The sequence below is a fragment of the Novosphingobium sp. MMS21-SN21R genome, from assembly GCF_031846015.1.
Lineage (GTDB): Bacteria > Pseudomonadota > Alphaproteobacteria > Sphingomonadales > Sphingomonadaceae > Novosphingobium.
Genome location: NZ_JAVRDU010000001.1, coordinates 2,414,062 through 2,437,372, shown reverse-complemented (window position 1 = coordinate 2,437,372; position 23,311 = coordinate 2,414,062). Strand labels below are relative to the sequence as shown.

General features: G+C 62.9%; 24 protein-coding genes. 11 read left to right on the top strand and 13 right to left on the bottom strand.

The genetic code is table 11. From position 1 onward, the window contains the following. Positions 1-134 precede the first annotated feature (134 nt). The gene (locus tag RM192_RS11630; RefSeq protein WP_311507714.1) at positions 135-1,571 is read right to left on the bottom strand and encodes a glutamate ligase domain-containing protein; all 1,437 of its coding nucleotides are present in this window, start codon (positions 1,569-1,571) and stop codon (positions 135-137) included. A gap of 88 nt (positions 1,572-1,659) precedes the next feature. Between RM192_RS11630 and RM192_RS11625 the strand changes: the two genes are divergently transcribed. The 5 genes from RM192_RS11625 to RM192_RS11605 all read left to right on the top strand — a co-directional run bounded on the left by RM192_RS11625 (position 1,660) and on the right by RM192_RS11605 (position 7,158). After that, positions 1,660-2,481 carry an LD-carboxypeptidase gene (locus tag RM192_RS11625; protein ID WP_311508621.1) on the top strand — a complete coding sequence of 274 codons (822 nt, stop codon included), beginning with the start codon at positions 1,660-1,662 and terminating at the stop codon, positions 2,479-2,481. Positions 2,482-2,538: 57 nt separating this feature from the next. Further along, a complete protein-coding gene (fabD, locus tag RM192_RS11620) occupies positions 2,539-3,474 on the top strand; it encodes an ACP S-malonyltransferase (RefSeq protein WP_311507713.1) in 936 nt (311 codons plus the stop codon). Between the two features lie 5 nt (positions 3,475-3,479). Beyond that, positions 3,480-4,244 (top strand): 3-oxoacyl-[acyl-carrier-protein] reductase, encoded by a 765-nt coding sequence (fabG, locus tag RM192_RS11615; protein ID WP_311507712.1) that lies wholly within the window; start codon positions 3,480-3,482, stop codon positions 4,242-4,244. Positions 4,245-4,432: 188 nt separating this feature from the next. After that, positions 4,433-5,560: a DNA polymerase III subunit beta gene (gene dnaN / locus RM192_RS11610; RefSeq protein ID WP_311507711.1), complete on the top strand. Its 1,128-nt coding sequence runs from the start codon at positions 4,433-4,435 to the stop codon at positions 5,558-5,560. 161 nt (positions 5,561-5,721) lie between these two features. Further along, positions 5,722-7,158 carry a methyl-accepting chemotaxis protein gene (locus tag RM192_RS11605; RefSeq protein WP_311507710.1) on the top strand — a complete coding sequence of 479 codons (1,437 nt, stop codon included), beginning with the start codon at positions 5,722-5,724 and terminating at the stop codon, positions 7,156-7,158. Positions 7,159-7,186: 28 nt separating this feature from the next. Here RM192_RS11605 and RM192_RS11600 read toward each other — a convergent pair whose 3' ends face one another. The 10 genes from RM192_RS11600 to pdeM form a co-directional block, all read right to left on the bottom strand. Next, positions 7,187-8,296, bottom strand: coding sequence for an NAD-binding protein (locus RM192_RS11600; protein ID WP_311507709.1), 1,110 nt, complete (start codon positions 8,294-8,296; stop codon positions 7,187-7,189). Positions 8,297-8,347: 51 nt separating this feature from the next. Further along, the gene (locus RM192_RS11595) at positions 8,348-9,526 is read right to left on the bottom strand and encodes a HupE/UreJ family protein (RefSeq protein WP_311507708.1); all 1,179 of its coding nucleotides are present in this window, start codon (positions 9,524-9,526) and stop codon (positions 8,348-8,350) included. Beyond that, positions 9,465-10,814, bottom strand: coding sequence for a hypothetical protein (locus tag RM192_RS11590; protein WP_311507707.1), 1,350 nt, complete (start codon positions 10,812-10,814; stop codon positions 9,465-9,467). The genes RM192_RS11595 and RM192_RS11590 overlap by 62 nt, the downstream gene beginning before the upstream one ends. 22 nt (positions 10,815-10,836) lie before the next feature. Then, complete coding sequence (locus RM192_RS11585) at positions 10,837-11,586, bottom strand: hypothetical protein (protein WP_311507706.1); 750 nt, start codon at positions 11,584-11,586, stop codon at positions 10,837-10,839. Beyond that, positions 11,586-12,257, bottom strand: a complete 672-nt coding sequence (locus RM192_RS11580) for a hypothetical protein (protein ID WP_311507705.1) — start codon at positions 12,255-12,257, stop codon at positions 11,586-11,588. The genes RM192_RS11585 and RM192_RS11580 overlap by 1 nt, the downstream gene beginning before the upstream one ends. 176 nt (positions 12,258-12,433) lie before the next feature. Continuing rightward, positions 12,434-13,846, bottom strand: a complete 1,413-nt coding sequence (locus RM192_RS11575) for a DASS family sodium-coupled anion symporter (RefSeq protein WP_311508620.1) — start codon at positions 13,844-13,846, stop codon at positions 12,434-12,436. A 75-nt stretch (positions 13,847-13,921) separates the two neighbouring features. Next, the gene (locus RM192_RS11570; protein ID WP_311507704.1) at positions 13,922-14,587 is read right to left on the bottom strand and encodes a hypothetical protein; all 666 of its coding nucleotides are present in this window, start codon (positions 14,585-14,587) and stop codon (positions 13,922-13,924) included. Between the two features lie 91 nt (positions 14,588-14,678). After that, positions 14,679-14,978 (bottom strand): hypothetical protein, encoded by a 300-nt coding sequence (locus RM192_RS11565; protein WP_311507703.1) that lies wholly within the window; start codon positions 14,976-14,978, stop codon positions 14,679-14,681. Positions 14,979-15,188: 210 nt separating this feature from the next. Next, a complete protein-coding gene (gene infC, locus RM192_RS11560) occupies positions 15,189-15,707 on the bottom strand; it encodes a translation initiation factor IF-3 (protein ID WP_311507702.1) in 519 nt (172 codons plus the stop codon). 127 nt (positions 15,708-15,834) lie between these two features. Beyond that, positions 15,835-16,509: a ligase-associated DNA damage response endonuclease PdeM gene (gene pdeM / locus RM192_RS11555; protein ID WP_311507701.1), complete on the bottom strand. Its 675-nt coding sequence runs from the start codon at positions 16,507-16,509 to the stop codon at positions 15,835-15,837. Positions 16,510-16,555: 46 nt separating this feature from the next. On the opposite strand from pdeM, the gene hemF reads away from it, so the two are divergent. The 3 genes from hemF (at position 16,556) to RM192_RS11540 (ending at position 20,223) form a co-directional block, all read left to right on the top strand. Next, positions 16,556-17,431: an oxygen-dependent coproporphyrinogen oxidase gene (gene hemF / locus RM192_RS11550; protein ID WP_311507700.1), complete on the top strand. Its 876-nt coding sequence runs from the start codon at positions 16,556-16,558 to the stop codon at positions 17,429-17,431. Between the two features lie 88 nt (positions 17,432-17,519). Beyond that, entirely contained in the window at positions 17,520-18,059 is a 540-nt protein-coding gene (locus tag RM192_RS11545) for a GNAT family N-acetyltransferase (RefSeq protein ID WP_409233831.1), read from the top strand. A gap of 73 nt (positions 18,060-18,132) precedes the next feature. Beyond that, the gene (locus tag RM192_RS11540) at positions 18,133-20,223 is read left to right on the top strand and encodes a bifunctional (p)ppGpp synthetase/guanosine-3',5'-bis(diphosphate) 3'-pyrophosphohydrolase (protein WP_311507698.1); all 2,091 of its coding nucleotides are present in this window, start codon (positions 18,133-18,135) and stop codon (positions 20,221-20,223) included. Here RM192_RS11540 and RM192_RS11535 read toward each other — a convergent pair. Both RM192_RS11535 and RM192_RS11530 read right to left on the bottom strand, forming a co-directional pair. Next, the gene (locus RM192_RS11535; RefSeq protein ID WP_311507697.1) at positions 20,220-20,936 is read right to left on the bottom strand and encodes a transglutaminase family protein; all 717 of its coding nucleotides are present in this window, start codon (positions 20,934-20,936) and stop codon (positions 20,220-20,222) included. The two genes, RM192_RS11540 and RM192_RS11535, sit on opposite strands and share 4 nt — an antisense overlap. A 156-nt stretch (positions 20,937-21,092) precedes the next feature. Then, positions 21,093-21,512 carry an acyltransferase gene (locus RM192_RS11530; RefSeq protein ID WP_311507696.1) on the bottom strand — a complete coding sequence of 140 codons (420 nt, stop codon included), beginning with the start codon at positions 21,510-21,512 and terminating at the stop codon, positions 21,093-21,095. 253 nt (positions 21,513-21,765) lie between these two features. Here RM192_RS11530 and RM192_RS11525 point away from each other — a divergent pair, with 253 nt between their 5' ends. The 3 genes from RM192_RS11525 to rpsK all read left to right on the top strand — a co-directional run bounded on the left by RM192_RS11525 (position 21,766) and on the right by rpsK (position 23,207). Next, positions 21,766-22,110 (top strand): DapH/DapD/GlmU-related protein, encoded by a 345-nt coding sequence (locus tag RM192_RS11525; protein ID WP_311507695.1) that lies wholly within the window; start codon positions 21,766-21,768, stop codon positions 22,108-22,110. Positions 22,111-22,399: 289 nt separating this feature from the next. After that, positions 22,400-22,768 carry a 30S ribosomal protein S13 gene (gene rpsM / locus RM192_RS11520; protein WP_311507694.1) on the top strand — a complete coding sequence of 123 codons (369 nt, stop codon included), beginning with the start codon at positions 22,400-22,402 and terminating at the stop codon, positions 22,766-22,768. 49 nt (positions 22,769-22,817) lie between these two features. Beyond that, positions 22,818-23,207: a 30S ribosomal protein S11 gene (rpsK, locus tag RM192_RS11515; RefSeq protein WP_008065643.1), complete on the top strand. Its 390-nt coding sequence runs from the start codon at positions 22,818-22,820 to the stop codon at positions 23,205-23,207. Positions 23,208-23,311: the final 104 nt, after the last annotated feature.

Below are 23,311 nucleotides of genomic sequence, written 5' to 3'. Positions count from 1 at the left end.
TGATGGTCAACACTGCGACACCTCTGCAATCCGGATCGACTGGGTTCGATCCGGGGACGCATTTACACAGGCAGAGTTGAAAACGATTGCGGTTAAGGCCGGGGAGATTGCCGATAGATGCGTTTCAGGGAAATTTACCCTGTCCGCAACCGCTCAAGGATTTCGCGTGCAAAAATCGACAGCGTATCGTCGCGCGCGCCCATGATCACAATGCGGTCGCCAGGTGCGGCGAGTGAGACGATGCAGGTGGCGCAATCGGCACGCGTGGCAATGTGTTCCGCCTGTCCGCCATGTTGGTTGATGAGCGCAACGATGCGCTCCGAACCGACCGAGCGGTCGACTGTGCCACCGAAATAGACTGGATCGCACAGGATGGTCACGTCATCCGGTGCGAGCGCAGTGGCGAGTACTTCTGCCAGTTCCGCGCCCATCTGGCGCAGGGGGCCATAGCCGTGGGGTTGGAAGAACGCGATGATCCGGCCGGGGTGCGCGCGCAGAGTGGCTAACGTGGCGGCGACTTTCTCCGGATTGTGGCCGAAATCGTCGATGACCGTGATGCCCGAGGCCGTGGTGCCGACGATGTCGAAGCGGCGGGCGAGGCCGGTAAAGCTGGCGAGGTGACGCACCGCGTCGGCGACCGGGACGCTCGCTGCGCTGGCAGCGGCAATGGCGGCCAGCGCGTTGGCGAGATTGTGACGTCCGGGGACTTGCAGCCTGAGCGGGTGGGCCGAACCGTCGCGGGCATTGGCGACGATGGCCGAGATGGTCGTCGGGCCTTCGATGACCGTTTCAGGGTCAGCGGATATTGTCGCTGCCTGTGAGGTGCCGAACGTGATGACCGTTTTCGCGCAATCGATCAGGGCCATGCTCTCGGGATCTTCGGCATTGATCACTGCCGTTTCGGCGCGGGCGAGGAAATCGCCAAACAATTCGCGCAGTTCCTCAAGACTCTTGTGATCGAGGCTGACGTTGTTGAGCACGGCCACGGTAGGACGGTAGAGCGCGATGGAACCATCGCTCTCATCGACTTCGGACACGAACATGCCGCCTGCGCCGACGCGGGCTGAGGCGAAGGGGGCGTCGGGGGCGACGAAGTTCTTCATCACCGCGCCGTTCATGATCGTGGGGTCACGGCCTGCCTCGGTGAGAATCCAGCCAATCATGCCGGTGACGGTGGATTTGCCGCTGGTGCCGCCCACAGCGATGGAGTTCGGCGCGGCGTTGAACAGGGCGGAGAGCAGTTCGGCGCGGCTCATGCGCGGGCAGCCGAGAGCATTTGCGCGTACGACTTCGGGTACGGTGTCCTCGATGGCGGCGGAGGCGACGAGGATCTGGTCGGGCGAGGTCAGGCCTGAGCCATCCTGAGGGTGCAGTGCGAAGCCGAGGCTTTCGAGCCAGACGAACTTCTCGGCGGTGCGGCCCTGATCCCGGCTGCGGTCTGACCCGGCCACTCGCGCGCCCATGCCCTTGAGAATAAGCGCGAGCGGCAGCATGCCTGACCCGCCAATGCCGCAGAAGAACCAGTCCTTGGCGGCGAGGGATGCGGGCGACAGGTCGGCAGGGTTGGTCATGGCCTATCCGGTATTCGCCCGCGCGCCCGGTGACAACCGTGGGATTGCGGCTTTCAACCGGCATATGAACCGGTCTAGGGTGAACACTGTGACCCGACGTATCGCCATCTGCGCTCCTTCGACCCCGTTTTCACGCGAGGATGCCGCACGCGTTTCTGCGCTGGCCGAGGCGGAGTTTGCGGATCTGCAGCTGATATTTCACGATCAGTGCTTTGCCACTGAGGGCCATTTTGCCGGGCCGGATGCGGTGCGGCTGGCGGCGTTCGTGGAGTGTGCGAACGATCCGGAGTTTGATGCCGTGTGGTTCGTGCGTGGCGGTTATGGCGCGAGCCGGATTGCGGTGGATGCATTGCCTTTGCTCGGGCCTTCGGCGCACGAAAAGCAATATCTCGGCTATTCCGATGCTGGCACGCTGCTCGGGCTGCTTTACCGGGCGAAGATCGGGCTACCGGTCCATGCGCCGATGCCCACCGATATTCGGCGGGCAGGCGGCGAGGCTGCGGTGCGGCGGACGCTGGGGTATCTGGCAGGATCGCATGAGGGACTGGAGCCATCGCTGGATGGGCGCACGCCTGCGGCGGCTTTCAACCTGATGACTTTGGCAATGCTGTGCGGGACGTCATTGATGCCTGACCTTTCCGGCCATGTGGTGATGGTCGAGGAGGTGGCCGAGTACCATTACGCCGTGGACCGCCTGCTGTTTCATGTGACGGGCTGTCTGGCCTCTGCGGGCATTGCCGGATTGCGGTTGGGCCGGGTTAGCGATGTACCTGAAAATGATCGGCCTTTCGGGTGCGATGCCGAGGCGATGGCGCGGCATTGGTGCGGGAAAACAGGCATCGCGTTCCTGGGCGCTGGTGATATCGGCCATGACATTGACAACAAGATCGTGCCGTTCGGCCTTGCCTGACAGGCAGGCCCGGCATAGGGCGCGGCGCCATTAGCGGGCGCTAGAGTGGAGAGTGAGATGCGGGCATTCGTTTTTCCGGGGCAGGGTAGCCAGAAGGTCGGCATGGGCGTCGAGCTTGCCGAAGCCAGCGCGGTGGCGCGCGCAGTGTTCGAGGAAGTGGACGACGCGCTCGGCCAGAAGCTGTTCCAGATCATGAAGGACGGCCCGGAAGACGCGCTGACTCTTACGGAAAATGCCCAGCCTGCGATCATGGCCAATGCCATTGCCGTGCTGCGCGTGCTTGAACAGGAAGGCGGCATTTCGCTGGCCGACAAGGCCGGGTTCGTCGCGGGCCACAGCCTTGGCGAATATACCGCGCTGTGCGCAGCGGGCGCGTTCAGCCTCTCGGACACGGCGCGACTGCTCAAACTGCGCGGACAATCGATGCAGGCCGCCGTGCCTGTCGGTATCGGCGCGATGTGCGCGCTGCTGGGCGCCGACATCGAAAAAGCAACTGCCCTGGCCGAGGCTGCTGCTGACGGCGAAGTCTGCACAGTCGCCAATGACAACGACCCGACGCAAGTCGTGCTTTCAGGCCACAAGGGCGCGATCGTGCGCGCGGTGGCACTGGTCAAGGATCACGGCATCAAGCGGGGTATACTCCTCCCGGTTTCCGCGCCTTTCCACTGCCCGCTAATGCAGCCCGCCGCCGATGCAATGGCCGAAGCCTTCGAAAAGACCCCGCCGGGACCGCTCCGCGTTGCCTTGTTTGCCAATGTGACAGCCTCGGCTGTCACCGATCCGGCAGACGTCAAGCGCCTGCTGGTCGAACAGGTAACTGGCCGGGTCCGCTGGCGCGAAAGCGCCATCGCGATGAAGGCTGCTGGCGTCGAACAGTTCGTGGAACTGGGCGGCAAAGTCCTCGGCCCGATGATCACCCGTTCTGCGGGCGATGTCGCGGTGACCAGCGTGATCGGCATGGCCGATATCGAAAACATCCTCAAGGAGCTTTGACGCCCATGGAAAATCGTCTTTTTGACCTTACCGGCATGACTGCCCTCGTTACCGGCGCCGCCGGTGGCATCGGGTCGGCGATTTGTCATGCGCTGGCAAGCCAAGGCGCGCGCCTGGCGCTTTCGGGCACGAATCCGTCGAAGCTGCGGTCGTTTCGTGAGGAACTGAACGACACCTACAATCAGGATCACGTCGAGATCACCTGCGACCTGTCGAACACCGAGCAGGTCGAGCATCTCGTGCCTGCCGCCCTCGATACTCTGGGCAAGCTCGATATTCTGGTCAACAACGCCGGGATCACGCGCGACAATCTGGCGATGCGGATGAAGGACGAGGAGTGGGACGCGGTGATCCGCGTCAATCTCGAAGCTGCGTTCCGGCTCATGCGCGCGGCGACCAAGCCGATGATGAAGGCGCGCTTCGGGCGCATCGTCTCGATCACCAGCGTGGTGGGCGCGACCGGCAACCCGGGGCAGATCAATTATGCGGCGGCCAAGGCCGGGCTGGTCGGCATGTCGAAGTCGCTCGGGCAGGAACTCGCCAGCCGCAACGTTACCGTCAACTGCGTGGCGCCGGGGTTCATCCGCACAGCGATGACCGACGTTCTGCCTGATGGCCAGAAGGACCAGCTCAACGCGCGCATTCCGATGGGCCGGATGGGCGAGGGTTCGGACATCGGCGCTGCCGTGGCCTACCTCGCGTCGAAGGAAGCGGGCTATGTCACCGGGCAGACGCTGCACGTGAATGGCGGCATGGCGATGCTGTCCTGACGCGAATTCCCCGGCTTTGTGGGCTTTTATCCCCAGCTTAGGCCAATCGGGCGGGACTTGCGCTTGCCGCGTCCCGCCCTCGCGTTAAGACAGATGGTCCGAACCGTATGCCGGGGACGCGATTCCTCGGCCTTCAGTCAACGCACGGGGAAGGGCCTGAGCCCGCTCCCTGGGGGGATCGAGACGAAATGAAGGCGACGATTGAACGCGCGACGCTGCTGCGCTGCTTGTCCCACGTCCAGTCGGTGGTTGAACGCCGCAATACTATTCCCATCCTGTCGAATGTGCTGATCGAAGCATCGTCCGACAACCGGGTGCGCCTGATGGCGACTGATCTTGACCTGCAGATCATCGAATCGATGGCGGCAGTTTCTGTCGAGGCGGCGGGTGCGATCACCGTTTCGGCGCATCTGCTGTTCGATATCGCGCGCAAGCTGCCGGACGGCAGCCAGGTGAGCATCGAGACGGCGGACAACCGCATGATCGTCAAGGCCGGACGCAGCCGTTTCCAGCTGCCGACCCTGCCGCGCGACGATTTCCCGGTTATCGTCGAGGGCGACCTGCCGACCAGCTTCGAGATCCCCGCGCGAACGCTGGCCGAACTGATCGACCGGACGCGCTTTGCGATTTCGACCGAGGAAACGCGCTACTACCTCAACGGCATCTTCCTGCACGTTTCCGACGAGCAGACGCCGGTGCTGAAGGCTGCGGCTACCGATGGTCACCGTCTTGCCCGGTTCACCATTACGCGCCCTGAAGGGGCCGAGGGCATGCCTGACGTGATCATTCCGCGCAAATGTGTGGGCGAATTGCGCAAGTTGCTCGAAGAAGTGCTCGATACTGCAGTGTTGATCGACCTTTCCGCCAGCAAGGTGCGTTTCACGCTGGGCGGTGAGAACGGCGTGGTGCTGACCAGCAAGCTGATCGACGGGACGTTCCCCGATTACAGCCGCGTTATCCCGACCGGTAACGACAAGCTTCTGCGCCTCGATCCGCGCTCGTTCTTCGAGGGCGTCGATCGCGTTGCGACGATTGCTACGGAGAAGACCCGCGCTGTGAAGATGGCGCTCGACCACGACCGCGTCACCTTGTCGGTCACCAGCCCGGACAACGGCACCGCTGCCGAAGAGATCGCGGCTGACTATTCGGCAGACGGCTTCGAGATCGGCTTCAACGCCAATTACCTCAAGGACATCCTCAGCCAGATTGACGGCGATACGGTGGAACTGCATCTGGCTGATGCCGGCGCGCCGACGCTGATCCGGAAGGATGACAAGTCACCCGCACTTTACGTGCTGATGCCGATGCGTGTCTGACCTTGTTGACCGGGGCCGGGTGGGCAAGCATTGCGATTGTTTCGCGTTAGGGCATTAGGTTAAGGCGCCGTGCCGCTGCGCCACGTATCGCCCCTCTGGTCCGGTTTTCCGAGTTCTTGATTTCACTCTGCGACACCTCAGGCAATTGAGGAGCGTGTCGTATGGAATCGCCTGCCAAGGATCGAGAAAACACGAGGAAGCTTGCCTTCTTCAATATCGGCCCTGCCGACTACGCGAGGTTTGCGGGGCTTGCCGTCGCCCTCCAGAAGCACGCGCCACAAGCGCTCGACACACTTTACGATCAGATTTCGGCGACGCCTGAAACGGCGAAGTTCTTCGGATCCCGTGCGGCCATGAACCATGCGCGCGACAAGCAGATCGAGCATTGGGCGGGAATGTTTCGCGGCCATGCCGACAAGGCCTATTTCGACAGCGCAGAAGTGATCGGCAACGTCCACGCGCGCATCGGGCTTGAGCCGGGCTGGTACATCGGTGCCTATGCAATGGTGCTCGAGCAGGTCGTCAACAAGATGTTTTCCGGCGTTGGCGGTGTGCTTGGTGCAAAACGTACTGCGCGCTCGGTGGGGTCATTGATAAAAATGGCGCTGCTCGACATGGAAGTGGCCATTTCCGCCTATTTCAAGGCAGAGGAGGCGTCACGCATTGCGGTGATCGACGAAGTCAGTGCAACGCTGCGCAGCATGGCCGAAGGCGATTTTGCAACGCGCGTTCCTGATCTGCCTGCTGCCTTTGCCGAATTGCAAAAGCACCTCGATGGTATGCGCAAGCAGGTTTCAAGCGCGCTCGGCAATGTCTCCGACACGTCAATGGCAGTCGGCGTGGGTGCTCGGGAAATCAGGCAGGCTTCGGACGATCTCGCACGACGGACCGAGCAGCAGGCCGCCAGCCTCGAAGAAGCATCAGCCGCGATGACGACACTGGCATCGACGGTGCGAAGCTCCGCAGACGACGCGGCGCACATGCATGATTCGGTCCAGCAGGCGCATGGCGAGGCCATGAAGGGCGGCTCGGTCGTGGGCGAGGCGGTCGATGCGATGAAGGATATTCACGGGTCGGCGCAGGAAATCGGCAAGATTATCTCGGTGATCGACGGTATCGCGTTCCAGACCAACCTGCTGGCACTGAATGCTGGCGTCGAAGCGGCGCGCGCAGGTGACGCAGGACGCGGGTTCGCGGTCGTCGCCACCGAAGTGCGGGCTCTGGCGCAACGTACGGCTGATGCGGCCCGAGACATCAAGACGTTGATCAGCGCCAGTTCCACACAGGTCGAACGCGGTGTCGATCTGGTTGGCCAGACCGGTCAGACCTTCGCCCTCATTGTCGATCAGGTCGGGCACGTTGCTGACCTTGCCAGCAATATCGCCCGCATGGCGAGCGAGCAGGCGGTGAGCATCGGCCAAGTGCGCGAGACCGTGCGCGAGATGGATACGATGACCCAGCAAAACGCGGCGATGGTCGAGGAAGCGACCGCAGCAGCGCGTAGCCTGGCCAGTGAATCGCAACGGCTGTCTTCGCTTGTTGCCAACTTCCGACTGGAGGCGGGCGTTGGCACACAGCCGATGCGGCAGGCCGCTTGAATGAGCAGTACCCGCATTCCGCGCAAAGTCAGGACACGAATGTCCGTCCGTGCTTCACCGGTCCCTTGGCTGCGCTGAATACAGCGCCCGCAGATAGCCTGCTACCGCGCACGACGAGCATCACCTTGTCTCCGGGTTCGAGCGTCATGTCCTCGCCGGGGTGCTGGATCGACTGGCCATTGGTGCGGTCGATCTGGACTACGAAGAACGCGCCATTGCCGCGCCGCTCGGCCTCGCCCACGGTTTCGCCGGTAAGCGCGCCGCCGGGAAGCGCCTCAACGACTTCGAGGTCCAGCCCGAAATCATGGAGGTTGCGCCGCACCGCACCGATGTCGCCATCTTCGCCCAATGCAGCGCCTGTGGCGGGGTAGAGGATCATTTCGACGATGCGTTCGGCGCCGATGTGGGTGGGCATCACCACTTTGTCGGCTCCTGCGTGGAACAGCTTGCTCTCGGTCGTAGGTGCCTCGCCGCGCGCGATGATCTCGATGCCGGGGTTGAGATTGCGCGCCGACAGCGTGATGAACACGTTGGCGGCATCGTCCGGCAGCACGGTCGCCAGCACCGTGGCGCGGATAATGCCCGCCGCTTTCAGCGTTTCCTCATGCGTGGCTTCGCCGACCATGCAGAGGTAGCCTTGCGCCTTTGCGTCTTCGGCCTTGGCGTGATCGCGTTCGAGAATGAGGAACGGACGTTTGGCCTCGGTCATCGCCTTGGCGAGTTGCACGCCGATGCGGCCATAACCGCAGATGATGACATGGGCGTCGAGCTTTTCGATTTCGGAAGTCATGCGGTCCAGTCCCAGCAGGCGGCGGAATTGAAACAGGGTGAAGACTTGCACGAGCGCGCCGGTCAATACGATCATGCCGGTGCAGCCGAGCATGATCGTGCCGCTCGTCCACCAGCGCAGGAATAGCGTGTCGACCGGGCGGATCTCGCCATAGCCGACCGAAAATATCGTCAGGAGCACCATGTAGCTGGCATCGCCCAGCGGCCAGCCTGCGAAGACAAAGCCGCAGGTGGACACGACGAACACGGCCATCACGTAGATCAGGGTACCGGTGAGCAGGCGCAGCGGCGATCCAAGCACCGAATTGGCACCTTGAGTTAGCGCCGAAGCATTCCCATCCACGTCCATCAAAGCCCCTTCCTTCCCGGTGATAGGAGGTGGGCAAGGGCCTTGTCCATATCAGGAAGGGCCGAGGCGCTGTGCCAGCCAGAAAAGGGCGGCGAGCCCGGTAAGGGCGGCCAGTGCCAGTCGGGCGCTGGCTCCATGTTTCCAGCGGGCCAGTGCCAGCAGCAGCGGCACGGCAAGCACGACGATGCCCAGTTGCACCGCTTCGATCCCCAGGTTGAAGCCGAGGATTGCCGTCGCGCGTGTCGTCATTCCCAGCCCGAAATTGCTGACCAGCGTGGCGAAGGCAAGGCCGTGGACCAGCCCGAACAACCCTGCGACCAGCGGCTCGCGCCCCGGAAACACGGGCCGCGCGGCATGAATGGCCGAAACCAGAACGGACAAGGCGATACCCGCCTCGACCGGCTGGGCAGGCAAGCGCAGGCCAAGGAATGCCGCAAGGATCAATGTGGCCGAATGGCCGATGGTGAAGGCCGTGACGATCCAGGCGAGCTTTTTGAACGTATCGCGGCTTGTGCGAGGGGTGGTCCAGCGCCCTGCGGCGGCAAGTAGCGGCGCGGGCAGCAGCAGAGCTAGCAGGAACAGCAGATGGTCATAGCCTTGCGCGATGTGGTGCGCGCCCAGGCGGAAGGCGTTGGCAAAGAGGCTGCCAAGGCCCGCGTGGCCCCGGTCGATCAGCAGTTCGGGACGGGTGGCGGTGAGTGCGCCGACCAGTTCGCGCTCGCCCTTCAAGCCGCCCGCCAGATCGGCGCCGATTACCAGCAGTGCGAAGTGGTTGGGTGCTTCCCGCGTCACCACATGCCAGCGCCACAGCAGTTTGCGGTCCGATGCGCCGGGCGGGGCGGTGAGTGTGAGCGTCAGGTGCAGGTCGGGCGGACCTGCAATCGTTTCGAAGGCGATGCGGTTGACGGAGATTGTCCATGGCCTGCCATCAGGCGAAAGCACCGCCATGTCCGCCATAACGCGCGCCTTGGCCCTTGCAAGACTGGCGGGCCGGTTGTCGGTGGAAAGGCCGGTGGCATAGGCGAACTCGCCTTGTGGCACGACGATATCAGCGGTCACCGCGCCGGGTGCAAAGGCGAGCCGGATTTCGGAATTGGGCGTGAGGTGGGCGAGCGCAGGCCCGGGCAGCAGCGCAAGGACAAGCGCCAGTGCTGCTCGGATCAGGTGCTTAATCGTGGCCGAACCAGATGAAGCGCGCTGCTGGGTCGGTCGCCTTTGGATTGAGATCAAGCGCTTCCTCCCGCGCGTCGTCTGCTGCGCCATCGTCACCCAGAGCGGTGTGAGCGTCTGCCAGCGCAAGATAAAGTCCGGCGCTGCGCCAGCCCGTCTTCTCCGCGCGTGCGAGTGTTGCCAAAGCCGCCTTGGCATCCCCGGTCAGGAGTTGTGCGCGGGCGAGCAGGATCAGGCTGGCGCCGTGCGGGCGGCGGGCGGCATCGGCCTTTGCGATGGGCACGGCCCGCGCCGGATCGCCAAGAGCCAGTTCATGCTCGACCAAATGGGCCGATGCAGCCTCGGGCAGGACGCGGTAGCGTTCGGCCCAGAGCGTCGCGGCTTTTTCAGCCCATGCGCGGCTTTCCGCACCGCGCCCGGCGAGCCGCAAGGTGAACGCGAGCGCATCCATCACTTCAGGTAGCGGCGCTCTTGCCAGGATGGCTTCGTAGCGCTTGACCGCGCCATTCACGTCGCCTTCCAGTGCCTGCGTCTGCGCGACGTAAGCCTGCGCGAGCGGATAACCGGGGAAGAACTTGTCGGCAAAGCGCGCCCAAGCCGCAGCTGCCTGCCAATCGCCGGCGCCGTAGGCGATGGTCGCGCGTTGCAGCGCCACTTGCGCCTTCACAGATCGGTTGAGCCTGGGCGCGCGCAGGATCGCATTGACCCGCCGCCGTGCCAGTTCGGCATCGCCGCTGCGCAGTGCCAGCATCGACTGACGCAGCGCGACGGCGGTGTTGTTGTCGAAATCTTCGGCGCGGGCATAGGCGAGGCGTGCCGCCTTCATGTCGCCACGTTGAAACGCAACGTCGCCGTGCACGCTCCATGCGCCCGCCGATTCCTCGGCGTCGGGTTCGCCCACTTGCGCAAAGAACCGGGCGAGGCCCTTGTCTGCAGCGTCTAGGCGGTGGGCGAGCAACGAGATTTCGGCGCGGCTGAGACTTGGACCGGCAGGCGCGACCGAGCCAGCCATGCCCCTGTCGAGCAGAACGTCGGCTTCGGCCAGATCGGCATAACTGCCGGTGGCGCGGAAGCGCTTGATCAGAGCGCGGGCGAGCATTTCCTGCCGCAGCCATTCGCCGGGCGCGAGGGCGAGCCTTGCCCGCGCGCCATCCACGCCGACGATGGCCGCCTGTTCAAGCTCGATCTGGCTGCGCGGACCGAACCATGGCTGGATTTCCGACGGTAAGGGATCGGGCGGGCCTTGCCGCGATTTCCATTTATCGTAGGCAATCGCGCCCGCGCTGACCAGCAGCACGGCCGCCAGCAGCAGCCAGGGCCAGCGCGCGGCGCGCGGCTTTGTCGTCATTGCCCGAGCAACCGCGTGCTGGTCAGGTTGTTGTCTTGGTGGCGCAGATCTTCAGGCCGAGGCTCTCGACATCATCGCCGATCAGGCCGAACAACTTGTCGAGTTCGTGTTCATACTCCTCGAAGTACTTCTCGTTGGTCGCATCGCCAGCCGGGGTGTCGTCGTTATAGGCCACCTTCTTTGATGAACTGATCAGCGCCGTGGCGATAGCCGGGTTGCCCATGCGGTCGACGCTGACATAGGCTGAATCGGGATCCGTGCGGAAGTTGAAACCCGATCCGGTGCCGCTTGCCACTTGCGGCGTGCCGTTTGGCGTTGCCAGGAAGGGGAACGTCAGAAGGAAGAACTTGTCATTCCCCGGCGGATCGAGCGGCACGTTGGCCAAGGTGTTCGGCCCTTGGCCGGTCACGCTCATATCAAGCAACAAGGTTGCCAGTAGAATGTCGACGACCGGGTCCGCCGGATGACGCCCATTTGGGAAGCGGGTTGACCGGGTCAGGTCCAGCTTGAGCGTATCGGGGATGATGAACGACTTTAGATTTGCGCCGTTCTGGCCCTGAATTGCTTGCGTAAAGCAGTTGGTGGAGTTGTAGGTAAGCGCACTTGCCGTGGGCGTTGGCGTTGCGGTCGCAGTTGAGCTTGGCTGAGGCGCAGGGACCACGACCTGGCCACCGGCACCGTCTTCGCCGCATGCGGAAAGTGACAGGGCCAGAGCTAGGGGCGTGGCGGCAAGAGCGAGGGCGCGCAGGCGCTTGATCGGCTGGAAAGTCATCAGATGTTCCCTCCAAAGCGGGCTGTCTGGCCCCAGAGGCCGATGTTGGTTACGCCTGCACCCAGCTTTTCGTCAGGAATTTCGAGGACGATGGCGGTATCGTTCTGCCCGTCGAAAAAATTGCGATCGTTGCGGATGCGCAAGACGCCGGTGGAGCGGGTCTCGCGGAAGCCGATGAGATCGAAGAAGAATGGTTCGTCGAATAGGCCGACGCGAACTTTCACCCCATCCTTTTCAAGATTGGTCTCGACAGGGCCTTCCACTGCGCCGGTGACGCCGGGAATGCCTTCGATGCGCACGCCCCAGTCTTTTTCGCCGGAGCCTTTGCCGAAGCGGTACTTGATCGTGAATTCGGGCGTGCTCGCGGGCGCTGCAGTCGAGATGTTGATCTTGTAAAGCACATCGCGGTCATAATAGAGCGGGGTGGTTCCCGCGGCCGAAACCGGCCCGGCGAAAGTCATTGCGATCTTGGTTGTGCCGTTCGAATGCCATGAAAAGACGTCGGCAATGTCGGCAGGAATGTCGGGCGTGGCGTCAACCCCGCCGTCGGTACGGCCCGGCGGATCGAGGTGATCCGCGCTGGTCGCAACGCCGGTCGGCACCAGCATGAGCGCTGCCAGGGCGGCTGTGCCCGCGGTCCCTGCCAGCAATGTCTTGATCATGCCACGCATGGCGAAACTCCCCGGAAAGTCTGACGAAAGACGGTGCGACCACTCTTTCGCCCCATTCTGTCCGAATCGCTGTGCGATGCTGCACACCCTTGAAAATTGCGATTCAGCCGGAGGCCGTTTGTGCCAGCTTAAACCGTAATGGCGAGGTTGGTGAAGGGGAAATATCGCAGAAACACTTAGTCGGCCTGCACGAGCGCCGAAACCAGCCACACTACGCCGACCAAGAGGAACACTCCGACGACATCGAGCGCGAATCCAGCCTTGATCATCGAGCGCATCGAGCAGTGTCCCGTCGCCCATGCCAGCGCGTTCGGGCCGGTTCCGGCAGGCAACATGAAGCCCCAGGTGGCGGCGAAAGCGGCGGGCAGGGCGAGCAGGATTGGGTCTGCCCCAAGCGCCGCGACCAAGGCGGCGACCACCGGCATGATCCCGCTCGCCGCTGCGATATTGCTGGCAAATTCGGTAACGAGAATGACGAAGGCGACCAGCACCAGCGCGACCACCGGCAGTGGCACGTGGGCCAGCGGAAGCAACATCTCGCCCATCCATTTGGTGAGACCGCTCTCCGTCATGCCCATCGCCATGGCCAGCCCGCCCCCAAACATCAGCACGACATCCCACGGCGCGCGGTTGGCTTCGGGCCAGGTCAGCATCGGCCGTCCCGTGCCATCGGGCAGGATGAACAGGAGCAGGCCCGCAATCGCCGCGATCGACCCATCGGTCAGCCCGCCTTTGGGAAACAGCCCTTCCAGCAGCGGCTGCGCAACCCACGCAAGAAATGCGAGGATCACCAGCGGCATCAGACGCTTTTCCGGCAAGGTCCAATGAACCGAATGGCCGATGGCGTCGCGTGCGGAGACGGGATCGAAACTGTCGGCGTCAAGCTTCTGGACGTGGGCGATAATCCATGCGGCGAGCGGCACCGCGATCAAAACGATGGGCACGCCGTACATCGCCCACATCAGGAAGGTGATCTCGGTGCCGAGCGCCTTCTCGATCAGCCCTGCGGCGATTGCGTTGGTCGGCGTGCCGATCATCGTGGCGAGCCCGCCGATGGATGCGGCAAAGGCGATACCCATCGGCAAAGCGCCTGCCATGCCCGACGTCTCGCCCTCGCGCACGCCGCCCGCCGACAGCATCGCCAGCGCCATCGGCATCATGATGAGGGCAGTGGAGGTATTGGAAATGAAGCTGGAGAGTACGGCGGTTGCGGCCATGACGCCGAGCAACAGTTGTCCGGGCCGGGCGCCGGCAAAGCTCATGATGAACAGCGCGAGGCGGCGGTGCAGGCCGGTGCGCTCAATCGCCAGCGCGAGGAAAGCGCCGCCGACGAACAGAAACATGATCGGCGAATAATAGGCGGAAGCGGTCTTGTTGGCGTCGGCCACGCCGGTCAGCGGCAAGACGAGGAAGGGGAGGAAAGCCGTTGCCGAAAGCGGCAATGCCTCGGTCATCCACCACGCGGCCATCCACCAGACGAGGCCCGCCGCGCTCCAAGCGGCATCCGGCATACCGGCGGGCGGGGCAGCCAGTAGCGTGACGATGAATCCAAGCGGTCCGGCCAGAAGTCCGATCCTGCGCGCGTCGATCACTTTGGCCCTGCTCCCCCTGATCCCGCGGCCTGCCTAGCAGAGGCTGCAGACAAAGCGAAAGGGCGCGTGGACTCAGCGGGTCAGATAAGGCTCAACCAGCAGCCGGGGGAACACCTCTTCTACCTGTTTGACGTCGGGCATGACATAGACGTAGCCGCCTCTCCGGCCGAACTGCTGCTGCACTTTGGTATAAGCCGCCTTGGGCACGTTTATGCAGCCGAACGTGATGCGATTGTCCTCGCCAGTAGGCGAAAGCATCCGCTTGACCCGCTGTTCCTTGGGCTTGCCGGTGGGGATGGTGTGGATCGCGACCGACGTTGCATAGTCGACCCACAGGACCTTCTGCTTTCCTGCCGCGATGCCATACCGGGCAAGGAACCGTCCGGCCGGGGTCGTCTTTTCGGCTGGGCCGATCTCGGACAGGTTCTTTGAGCCGATTCCGGGAGTAGCGTCATCTCCGAGCGCGATTCCGAGGAGGACCGGCGCCTTGGCCAGTTGCTTGCCCTTGGCATCGAACAGGAACATTGTCGCGGCCGGCTTGTCGATGACGATGTAGGGCAAGCGCCCATTGTCGCGCGCCGCCGAAATCCAGTTGACGACGCGTGTTGCAGCTTCCGATCGATCCGCTTTCGCTAGCACCACCTGCGAAACTTCGGGCACTGCCGGGTCTTCTGCTGCCTGCGCGATGGCAGGGATAGTCAGCGCAAGTCCTGCGAGCGCCTGAATTGCATGGTTCATCGATTGTCGCACTCGGGTTGGATCCTCCACCGGCAGGGTGTGCCGGCGGAGGCGGAAACGGCTGGATCGGAAGCTGAGTTTGGGCCGATATTTAGTTGCGCGGACGCTTGCGCTGGGCTTCCATCATGCGCTGCTCGACGCCGTCGACGCGGCCATTGATCTGGTCGATGCGCTGGGTGTTGGTGGCGGACTGGGCACCAGCAGCCTGGGCTTCGGCACGCGCAGCCTTGGCGGTGGCGTCAGTGTCGGCAAGGCGGGTTTCGACGCCGTCGATGCGCTGGTTAACGGTAGCGATCTGCTCGTTCACATAGCCCTTGGTGGCACAACCACCGAGGCCGAGTGAGCCGGCCATGATGGCGACTACGGGGATGATCTTGAATGAGGGTGTCATGGAAAACTCCTGATTTTTTTTGGCGAACCGGGAAGCGAACGCGCAGGAGCAAGATTCGGGCATGACGTTAGCGGTGGGGCGTTGTCGGCGCGGGGCCAGTCGCGGAACGATCTCGCGCGGCGCGCCGGAGTGTTTTTGGGTGCCGTCCAACGGAAAAGGGCGCACCTTGCGGCGCGCCCCTCTGGCCTGTCAGGAAACGGTATATCGCGTTTATTTCGGCGCGAGAACCATCAACATCTGGCGACCTTCCATGCGAGGGAAGGCTTCGACCTTCGCCACTTCCACCACGTCGTCCTGCACCTTGCGCAGCAGGTTCATGCCGATTTGCTGGTGCGAAAGTTCGCGCCCACGGAAACGCAGCGTGATCTTGACCTTGTCGCCATCCTCGAGGAACCGAACGACGTTACGCATTTTCGTATCGTAGTCGTGGTCGTCGATGTTCGGACGCATCTTGATCTCCTTGATCTCCTGCGTCTTCTGGCTCTTGCGTGCGGCGTTGGCCTTCTTCTGCGCCTCGTAGCGGAACTTGCCCACGTCGAGGAACTTGCAGACCGGCGGATCGGCGGTAGGCGACACTTCGACAAGGTCGAGGCCGACTTCAGCTGCCTGATCGATCGCTTCGCGGGTGTACATCACACCCAGGTTCTCGCCATTTTCGTCGATCACACGCACCTTGGGCACGTTGATCATCTGGTTGAAGCGAGGCCCGCTCTTGACGGGGGGCGCCATACTGCGCCGGGGTGGGGGAGCTATTGTGCTTTCTCCTGCAGTTGAAACAAATATACGATTGGCGCGCTCATATCACAATGCGCGCCCAGATAAAGCGCGCATTGTGCCAGATTCAAAAGCACACCGTTCAGGCGGCCGCACGCCAAAGAGCAAAGCGGGCGAGGCGGCTACCTGCGGGCACGATCGCATCGATGGCGCGGGCTGGTTGCAACGCGCCGAGGATTGCCGGATCGCCCGCGTCCATCCCGCCGGTCAAGGACCCGAAAGCAGGCAGGATCAGGCGGTTTTCGCTGGCTACGGCGCAGGCTCGGGCGATGGATCGACCGCTGACCTTGACGCGCAGTTTTGGGTGGAAGTGGCCGGAAATCTCTGCCCCGGCAGCGCCTTTGCGGGCAATATGGCGCAGCGAAAAGGCGCTGACAGAAAGTTCGTCCACCACGGTTCCGCCGGGCGCGCGTGCGTCTTCATCGTGGTTTCCGGTGATCCAGACCCAGTCCGTGGCGCGAGTGAGGGCGTCGAGCATCCCGGTTGCGTGGGGTTCGAGACGGTCCACTCCGTCCGAGTCGTGGAAGGAATCGCCGAGGCAAAAGACGCGGCGTGCGCCCGTTTCGCGCAGCGCGCCTGCCAGCCGTTCAAGCGTGGCGCGACTGTCATAGGGCGGGAGCATTTGGCCATGGCGGGCAAAGAAGCTGGCCTTTTCGAGGTGCAGGTCGGCCACGAGCAGGGCGTTTTCCTCGGCCCAGAATAAGGCTCTGGACGCACCCAGCCGAAATTCCTGATCTGCGAACGAAAAGGGAACCATGACTTCCCCTTGCCGGATGGCGTTTCCCTTGGCAAGTGCGGCTGCCATGACTGAATGGACTGATCATACCGCCCGCGCCCGCACATGGTTCGAATCCTTGCGGGATCGCATCTGCGCCGAATTCGAAGCGATCGAGCGCGAGGCAGGCTCCGATGCCAGCTTTGCCTATACCCCGTGGAACCGCGAAGCCGATGGCGAGGCGGTCGAAAACGGCGCCAGTGACACTGGGGGCGGTGTGCAAGGGCTGATGAAGGGGAAGGTGTTTGAAAAGGTCGGCGTCAACGTCTCGACCGTGCAGGGCGAGTTCTCGAAGGAATTTGCGGGCACGATCAACGGGGCGAGCGCCGAAACGCCGGGCTTCACCGCCACCGGGATCAGCCTCGTCGCGCACATGGCCAATCCGCACGTGCCCGCCGTCCACATGAACACGCGCTTTCTGACCACCAGCAAGGCGTGGTTCGGCGGCGGCGGCGATCTCAATCCGCCGTTTCCCTATGACGAAGACACGGCCGACTTCCACGCCGAGTACAAGGCAGCGTGTGACCGCCACGATCCGGAATACTACCCCAAGTTCAAGAAGTGGGCGGACGACTACTTCTGGATTCCCCACCGCAAGGTCCATCGCGGCGTCGGCGGCATCTTCTATGATCATCTCGAATGCGCGGACGATGCTGCCTTCGAGGCCAACTTCGCATTCACCCGCGACGTGGGCGAGGCGTTTCTGGGCGTGTTTCCCAAGCTGGTCCGCCGCCGCATGGGAATGGCGTTCAATGACGCGGAAAAGCTCCAGCAGTTGCAGTACCGGGGGCGCTATGCCGAGTTCAACCTCGTATGGGACCGTGGCACGCTGTTCGGCCTCAAGACCGGCGGGAATATCGACGCGATCCTGATGAGCCTGCCGCCCGAAGCGGTGTGGAGCTGAAGCGGTGGAGGTTGCAGGCGAGGCCGTGGGCGAGGGCTACCACAACGTCCGTCCGGGCAACCTTGCATGCATCGTCACCGCGCTCGAAATGCGCGAGCCACCAGCAGGTTTGCGCCGCCTGACGCCAGAGGGCGACGTGCCGGTGCAGCTTGTTCGCTGGAAGGACTGCGCGCCCGAAAAGTACCGGGCACTCTACAAGCGCGTCGGCGGACCGTGGCTGTGGTGGTCGCGGCTTGTGAAGAACGATGAAGAACTCGCTGAAATCCTGAACGATTCGCGTGTCCAACTTTACGCACTGGTCGATCGCGCCCGCGTCGAAGTCGGCATTCTCGAACTCGATTTCCGGGTTGAGGGCGAATGCGAGATCGTGTTCTTTGGCCTTATTCCCGGTGCGACCGGCAAGGGGCTGGGCAAATGGTTGATGCGCAAGGCTTTGCAGATGGCCTGGGCGCCCGGCGTTTCGCGCGTCTGGCTGCATTCCTGCACGACCGACGATCCGCGCGCGGTGCCGTTCTACATGGCCCGAGGCTTCGTGCCGTTTGCGCGCTATGTCGAGGTCTACCGCGATCCGCGCCTGTGCGGGCTATATCCTGAAGATGCCGCGCCGCAGATCGCCCTTGTTCGCTAAACCCGTGAATCATTCGAATTTACGCAGCGTTCCCACTTGCCCTAAGCGCCCGCTTGCCTCCATCTAGGGGCAGATGCTCCGCCAGTACGAACTTGTCGAACGTGTTCTCGCTTACGATCCCGATGCGGATGAGGCGATGCTCAACCGCGCCTATGTGTTTACCGTACAGAAACACGGCACGCAGAAGCGCGCCAGCGGTGACCCCTACTTCTCGCACCCGGTAGAAGTGGCGGGCCTGATGACCGAGCTGAAGCTCGATCAGGACACGATCATCACTGCGCTGCTCCACGATACGGTCGAGGACACGTTGACCACGGTCGAGGATATCGAGCGCCTGTTCGGTCCCGACGTTGCGCGGCTGGTCGACGGGGTGACCAAGCTCTCGAAGATCGAGACGATGAGCGAGAGCGAGCGTGCGGCGGAAAATTTGCGCAAGTTCCTGCTGGCGATGAGCGAGGATTTGCGCGTTCTGCTGGTCAAGCTGGCTGACCGCCTGCACAATATGCGAACGCTGCACTACATCCGCAGCGACGAGAAGCGCCGCCGCATTTCGCGCGAGACAATGGAAATATACGCCCCGCTGGCCGAGCGCGTGGGCATGTATGAATATATGCGCGAGATGCAGTTGCTGGCGTTCGAACAGATTGAGCCCGAGGCCTACGCCACGATCACCGGACGGTTGGCCGCGATCCGTAGCGAGGCAGGAGCGCAAGTCGATTCCATCGCGCTGGAGATCAAGCAGTCGCTGGCTGAGGCGGGGCTGCGCGTCGAAGTCTCTGGCCGCGAGAAGCATCCTTATTCGATCTGGCGCAAGATGGCGGAACGCCATGTCTCGTTCGAACAGATCACCGATATCATGGCCTTCCGCGTGGTGACCGAGAACGAGGACGATTGCTATCAGGCGCTCGGCATCCTGCACCGGGCGTGGCAGATGATTCCGGGGCGGTTCAAGGACTACATCTCGACGCCGAAGATGAATGGCTATCGCTCGCTGCACACTTCACTGATCTATTCCAACGCGATGCGGGTGGAAGTTCAGATCAAGACACGGGAAATGCATGAGCTGAACGAGTACGGCCTTGCCGCGCACTGGTCTTACAAGCAGGGCGGCACCCAGCCCGATGCGCAAGTCGGGTGGCTGCGTGATCTGGTGGAAATTCTGGACGCCAGTCACGACGCCGAGGAACTGCTCGAAAACACGCGCATGGCGATCTACCAGGATCGTATTTTCGCATTTACGCCCAAGGGATCGCTGTTCCAGTTGCCCAAGGGGGCAACGCCTATCGACTTCGCCTTTGCCGTACACACCAATCTGGGTGCAGCAGCCGTGGGCGCCAAGATCAATGGTCGTCACGTCCCCTTGCGCACGCAGCTCGGCAATGGCGACGTTGTGGAGATCATCAAGAGCCGCAATTCCGAGCCGCAGCTATCGTGGCTCGGCTTTGTCGTGACGGGCAAGGCTCGTGCGGCCATTCGCCGCTTCGTCCGCCAGAAGGAGCGCGGTGAGGTCGCCGCTATCGGGCGCAAGCTCTATGAGGAGATCGTCGAGCGCCTGCCGACCAAGATCGGCAAGAAAGCCACCGCCGATGCAATCAAACGGCTGAAGCTGGGCACCGAGGAGGACTTCATGTTCGCCATCGGCTCGGCCAAGATCGATGACCGGCAGGTGATGGAGGCACTCGTTCCCGGCAGCGCCGCCAACCTTCCCGAAGAGGACTGGCCGCGCCAACAGCGCGCCATAGCAGTGCGGGGCCTCACCCCCGGCATGGCCTTCAAGCTGGCGGACTGCTGCCATCCGGTGCCCGGAGATCGCATCGTCGGTCTGCGCCGACCGGAGAAGGGGGTGGAAGTCCATGCCATCGATTGCATGGTGCTGGCGGACGGCGTCGATGCCGACTGGATCGACCTCGCTTGGGACGCACGCACCGATGGCGCCATCGGCCGACTGCGCGCGGAACTCTACAACCGCCCGGGAACGCTTGCCGAAATGGCGGGCATCTTTGCCAAGAATCACGCCAACGTCGTGAATCTGGAAATGACACAGCGCGAAAATCCGTTCCACACCTATGAGGTGGATCTGGAAGTGCGCGATCTCGCCCACCTGACGCGCATCGTCAGCGCCCTGCGCGCCAGTGAAGCGGTGGCGCAGGCGGAGCGGATCTAGAGGAGGCTGACCACCACTGCCTGCTCGTTGAGCGTGGCACTGCCGAAGATGGTCAGGAACGATATGTCCGCCGCATCGCGTCCTACCCCGATGATCGCGGTGTGCGATGGCTCGGCCATGCCGGTCGCGTCGATCAGATGCCAGCTTCCCGCCAGCCAGACTTGCGCCAACGCGTGGAAATCGGGCGGTGTCACGTTGGGGGCATATGCACTGACGAGGCGCGCCGGGATGCCAAGGCCGCGCACCAGCGTGACCAGTAGATGCGCGTAGTCGCGGCACACCCCTTCGCGGGCGTGGAATGTATCGAGCGCGGTGGTTCCGGCGTGGCTTGCGCCGGGCACATAGGAAAGGTGGCCGCCGATCCAGTCCCGCACCGCGAGGACGCCCGCGCCGCCGGTCAGCCCACCGAACAGGTCGTCGGTGGCGGCGTGCATCGTATCCACCGGGCAATAGCGCGAGGGCAGGAGGTATTCGACGACATCGGCGGGAAGGGTCGGCAGCGGGTCGGCCGGAAGTGCTTCGATGGCAAGGTTGGGCCGGTTGATCGCAACTTCGGCTTCATAATGGATGAGCAGGCGGTCGCTTGGCATGAGCCACGACCGTTCGCCCACATTGCCATGAGCCGCCACGTGGATCGCGTCCGCCAATCCCGGAACGCTCAAGTTCTCGCGCAGGACATGCTGATCCGGCAGGCGGGCGACGGCGATCTGCAACAGGACCGGGGAGGGAGCGGGGAGCGCGTAGTCAAGGGTGGCGGAAACGAGGAGGCGTTGGGCGTTTGCTGACATGTGGCCTAAACTGGTTGGGCGGGGTTTGGCTCCGCAACGCCCGAAAAAAGGGAGGATGCATCTTGTTCATTGGCGCTCAAGTCATTCCGCACCGCCTGGCGGATTGTTGACTGAATGACGAACAAGTTCACCCCGGCGCAAGGCTTCAGTCGCTTCCATCAGGCGCTGATTTGCCCAGGCCTCGGGCAGGCGGCCAAAGCGCCCGGCGCCTATGCCCCGCCGAACTATGCGCGCTGGGTTGCCCGACACCACGCAATCATCCGGAACATCGCGCCGCACGATAGATCCAGCGGCAATGATTACGCCATTGCCGATGGTCACGCCCGGCCCGATCATCGCGCCTGCACCGACGAAACAGTTCCCACCTATCATCACGGGAGCGGTCGTGCCGTCATCGCAAAGTGACGTAATGGTGCTGTGCAGGGCCAGAGCGCTTGATGGACCGATCAAGATCGACCCACGCCTGTTGCTGACAAACTGCGTAGTGAGGGAAATGTCCACGTCATCAGCGAAGCGCACGCCAACCCGGGCGCGCAAATATAACCGCAAGACGCCGAGCACGACATTCCTGATGGAACCGTATTGGGAAAGCCGTCTGCGCGTCATGCAGGTTTCGTAAGTCGATGACATCGCATATGCAAAGGCAATCTGGGCTGCGTTCGGACGTATCAGGGATCGACAGGGGCATTGCGTGACAACTGACAAAGGACCGGCCCGAGCGCGGCGCAAGAGTTTGCGGCAACGGTTCCAGCAAATGGTCCGCCACCGGTTCTGGAGGATGGACATCGCCCCGAGCGCATGGATCGCACCGACGGCATCGCTCGACAGGAATTGGCCGCAAGGCATCCGGGTGGGCGACGGAAGTGTGATTGCCGAATGGGCTATCGTCCTTTCCCACGATCATACGCGAGGAATCTATCGTACTACGGTAATTGGCGCGCGCAGCACCGTTGGCGCCCGCGCGATCATCATGCCCGGTGTGGTAATCGGCGACGATGCCTATGTTGAAGCAGGCGCTGTTGTCACGCGTGACGTCGACCCGGGAAGCCGCGTGACCGGGAATCCGGCAAGAGCGGTGAAGGCCACTGTAGCGGCGTGAAACCGCCATTTTTGACCTTGCCACCGATCTGGCGTATAGGGTGGCGACGACACTGGATTGGCCGCGCCACGAACTGGCGATCAGGCCCCGTTTTGTCATTGCGAAACGGTTGACGTTGCAGGCGAAACCGCCTAAGCGCCCCTTTCACTCTCAACCGTCAGGGTTTTGCGCAGCCAAGGGTAATGCCTTGTAACTGCCCTGATTTGGCGGTTTTCCGGGAGTGTTTTTAGCGATGAGATAGGGCGTCCGGCGCGAGTCGTTCGACCTGTGGAGCAAAACGGAGAAGCAAGTGGCTCGTATTGCCGGGGTAAACATCCCCACCAACAAGCGCGTGATCATCGCGCTTACTTACATCCATGGTATCGGGGCTCACAAGGCCAAGCAGATCGCCGACAAGCTCGGCATTGATCAGTCGCGCCGTGTTCAGGACCTGTCGGACGCTGAAGTCCTCCAGATCCGTGAAGCGATCGACGCCGATCACACCGTGGAAGGCGATCTTCGTCGCGAAGTCGCGATGAACATCAAGCGCCTGATGGACCTCGCCTGCTATCGCGGCTTGCGTCACCGCAAGGGCCTTCCGGTCCGCGGTCAGCGCACGCACACGAACGCCCGCACCCGCAAGGGTAAGGCCAAGCCGATCGCCGGCAAGAAGAAGTAAGACCCGAAAGGGCCTTCTTCCGTCCCAAGTTTCTCGAGGATAGAAATCAATGGCACGCGAACCTCAGCGCATTAAGCGCCGCGAGCGCAAGAACATCACCAGTGGTGTTGCGCATGTTAACGCCAGCTTCAACAACACGATGATCACCATCACCGACGCCCAGGGCAACGCGATTTCGTGGTCTTCGGCTGGTATGATGGGCTTCAAGGGAAGCCGCAAGTCGACGCCGTATGCCGCGCAGGTCGCAGCAGACGATGCCGGCAAGAAGGCTGCCGAGCACGGCGTCCGCACTCTCGAAGTCGAGGTCAAGGGCCCCGGTTCGGGTCGTGAGAGCGCTCTTCGCGCCCTCCAGGCGGTCGGCTTCACCATCACGGCGATCCGTGACGTGACCCCGATCCCGCACAACGGTGTTCGCCCGTCGAAGCGCCGTCGCGTCTGATCCAGCTTATGGCGAACGGGACGCAGGTACCGGCGTCCCGTCCCGCCCAATACTTCGACCGGATGCGGACGCTCTTGTCTGACATCCGGCAAGCCCGCACAAAC

Bases quoted from the DNA above. Each gene is read 5' to 3' on its own strand.
- RM192_RS11545 (WP_409233831.1), top strand. From the start codon at position 17,520: ATGCGCGAGCCACCAGCAGGTTTGCGCCGCCTGACGCCAGAGGGCGAC.
- RM192_RS11590 (WP_311507707.1), bottom strand. From the start codon at position 10,814: ATGACGACAAAGCCGCGCGCCGCGCGCTGGCCCTGGCTGCTGCTGGCG.
- fabG (WP_311507712.1), top strand. From the start codon at position 3,480: ATGGAAAATCGTCTTTTTGACCTTACCGGCATGACTGCCCTCGTTACC.
- RM192_RS11600 (WP_311507709.1), bottom strand. From the start codon at position 8,296: ATGGACGTGGATGGGAATGCTTCGGCGCTAACTCAAGGTGCCAATTCG.
- RM192_RS11525 (WP_311507695.1), top strand. From the start codon at position 21,766: ATGGTCCGCCACCGGTTCTGGAGGATGGACATCGCCCCGAGCGCATGG.
- RM192_RS11630 (WP_311507714.1), bottom strand. From the start codon at position 1,571: ATGACCAACCCTGCCGACCTGTCGCCCGCATCCCTCGCCGCCAAGGAC.
- hemF (WP_311507700.1), top strand. From the start codon at position 16,556: ATGACTGAATGGACTGATCATACCGCCCGCGCCCGCACATGGTTCGAA.
- rpsK (WP_008065643.1), top strand. From the start codon at position 22,818: ATGGCACGCGAACCTCAGCGCATTAAGCGCCGCGAGCGCAAGAACATC.
- RM192_RS11565 (WP_311507703.1), bottom strand. From the start codon at position 14,978: ATGACACCCTCATTCAAGATCATCCCCGTAGTCGCCATCATGGCCGGC.
- pdeM (WP_311507701.1), bottom strand. From the start codon at position 16,509: ATGGTTCCCTTTTCGTTCGCAGATCAGGAATTTCGGCTGGGTGCGTCC.
- RM192_RS11540 (WP_311507698.1), top strand. From the start codon at position 18,133: ATGCTCCGCCAGTACGAACTTGTCGAACGTGTTCTCGCTTACGATCCC.
- fabD (WP_311507713.1), top strand. From the start codon at position 2,539: ATGCGGGCATTCGTTTTTCCGGGGCAGGGTAGCCAGAAGGTCGGCATG.
- RM192_RS11605 (WP_311507710.1), top strand. From the start codon at position 5,722: ATGGAATCGCCTGCCAAGGATCGAGAAAACACGAGGAAGCTTGCCTTC.
- RM192_RS11585 (WP_311507706.1), bottom strand. From the start codon at position 11,586: ATGACTTTCCAGCCGATCAAGCGCCTGCGCGCCCTCGCTCTTGCCGCC.
- dnaN (WP_311507711.1), top strand. From the start codon at position 4,433: ATGAAGGCGACGATTGAACGCGCGACGCTGCTGCGCTGCTTGTCCCAC.
- infC (WP_311507702.1), bottom strand. From the start codon at position 15,707: ATGGCGCCCCCCGTCAAGAGCGGGCCTCGCTTCAACCAGATGATCAAC.
- RM192_RS11570 (WP_311507704.1), bottom strand. From the start codon at position 14,587: ATGAACCATGCAATTCAGGCGCTCGCAGGACTTGCGCTGACTATCCCT.
- RM192_RS11580 (WP_311507705.1), bottom strand. From the start codon at position 12,257: ATGCGTGGCATGATCAAGACATTGCTGGCAGGGACCGCGGGCACAGCC.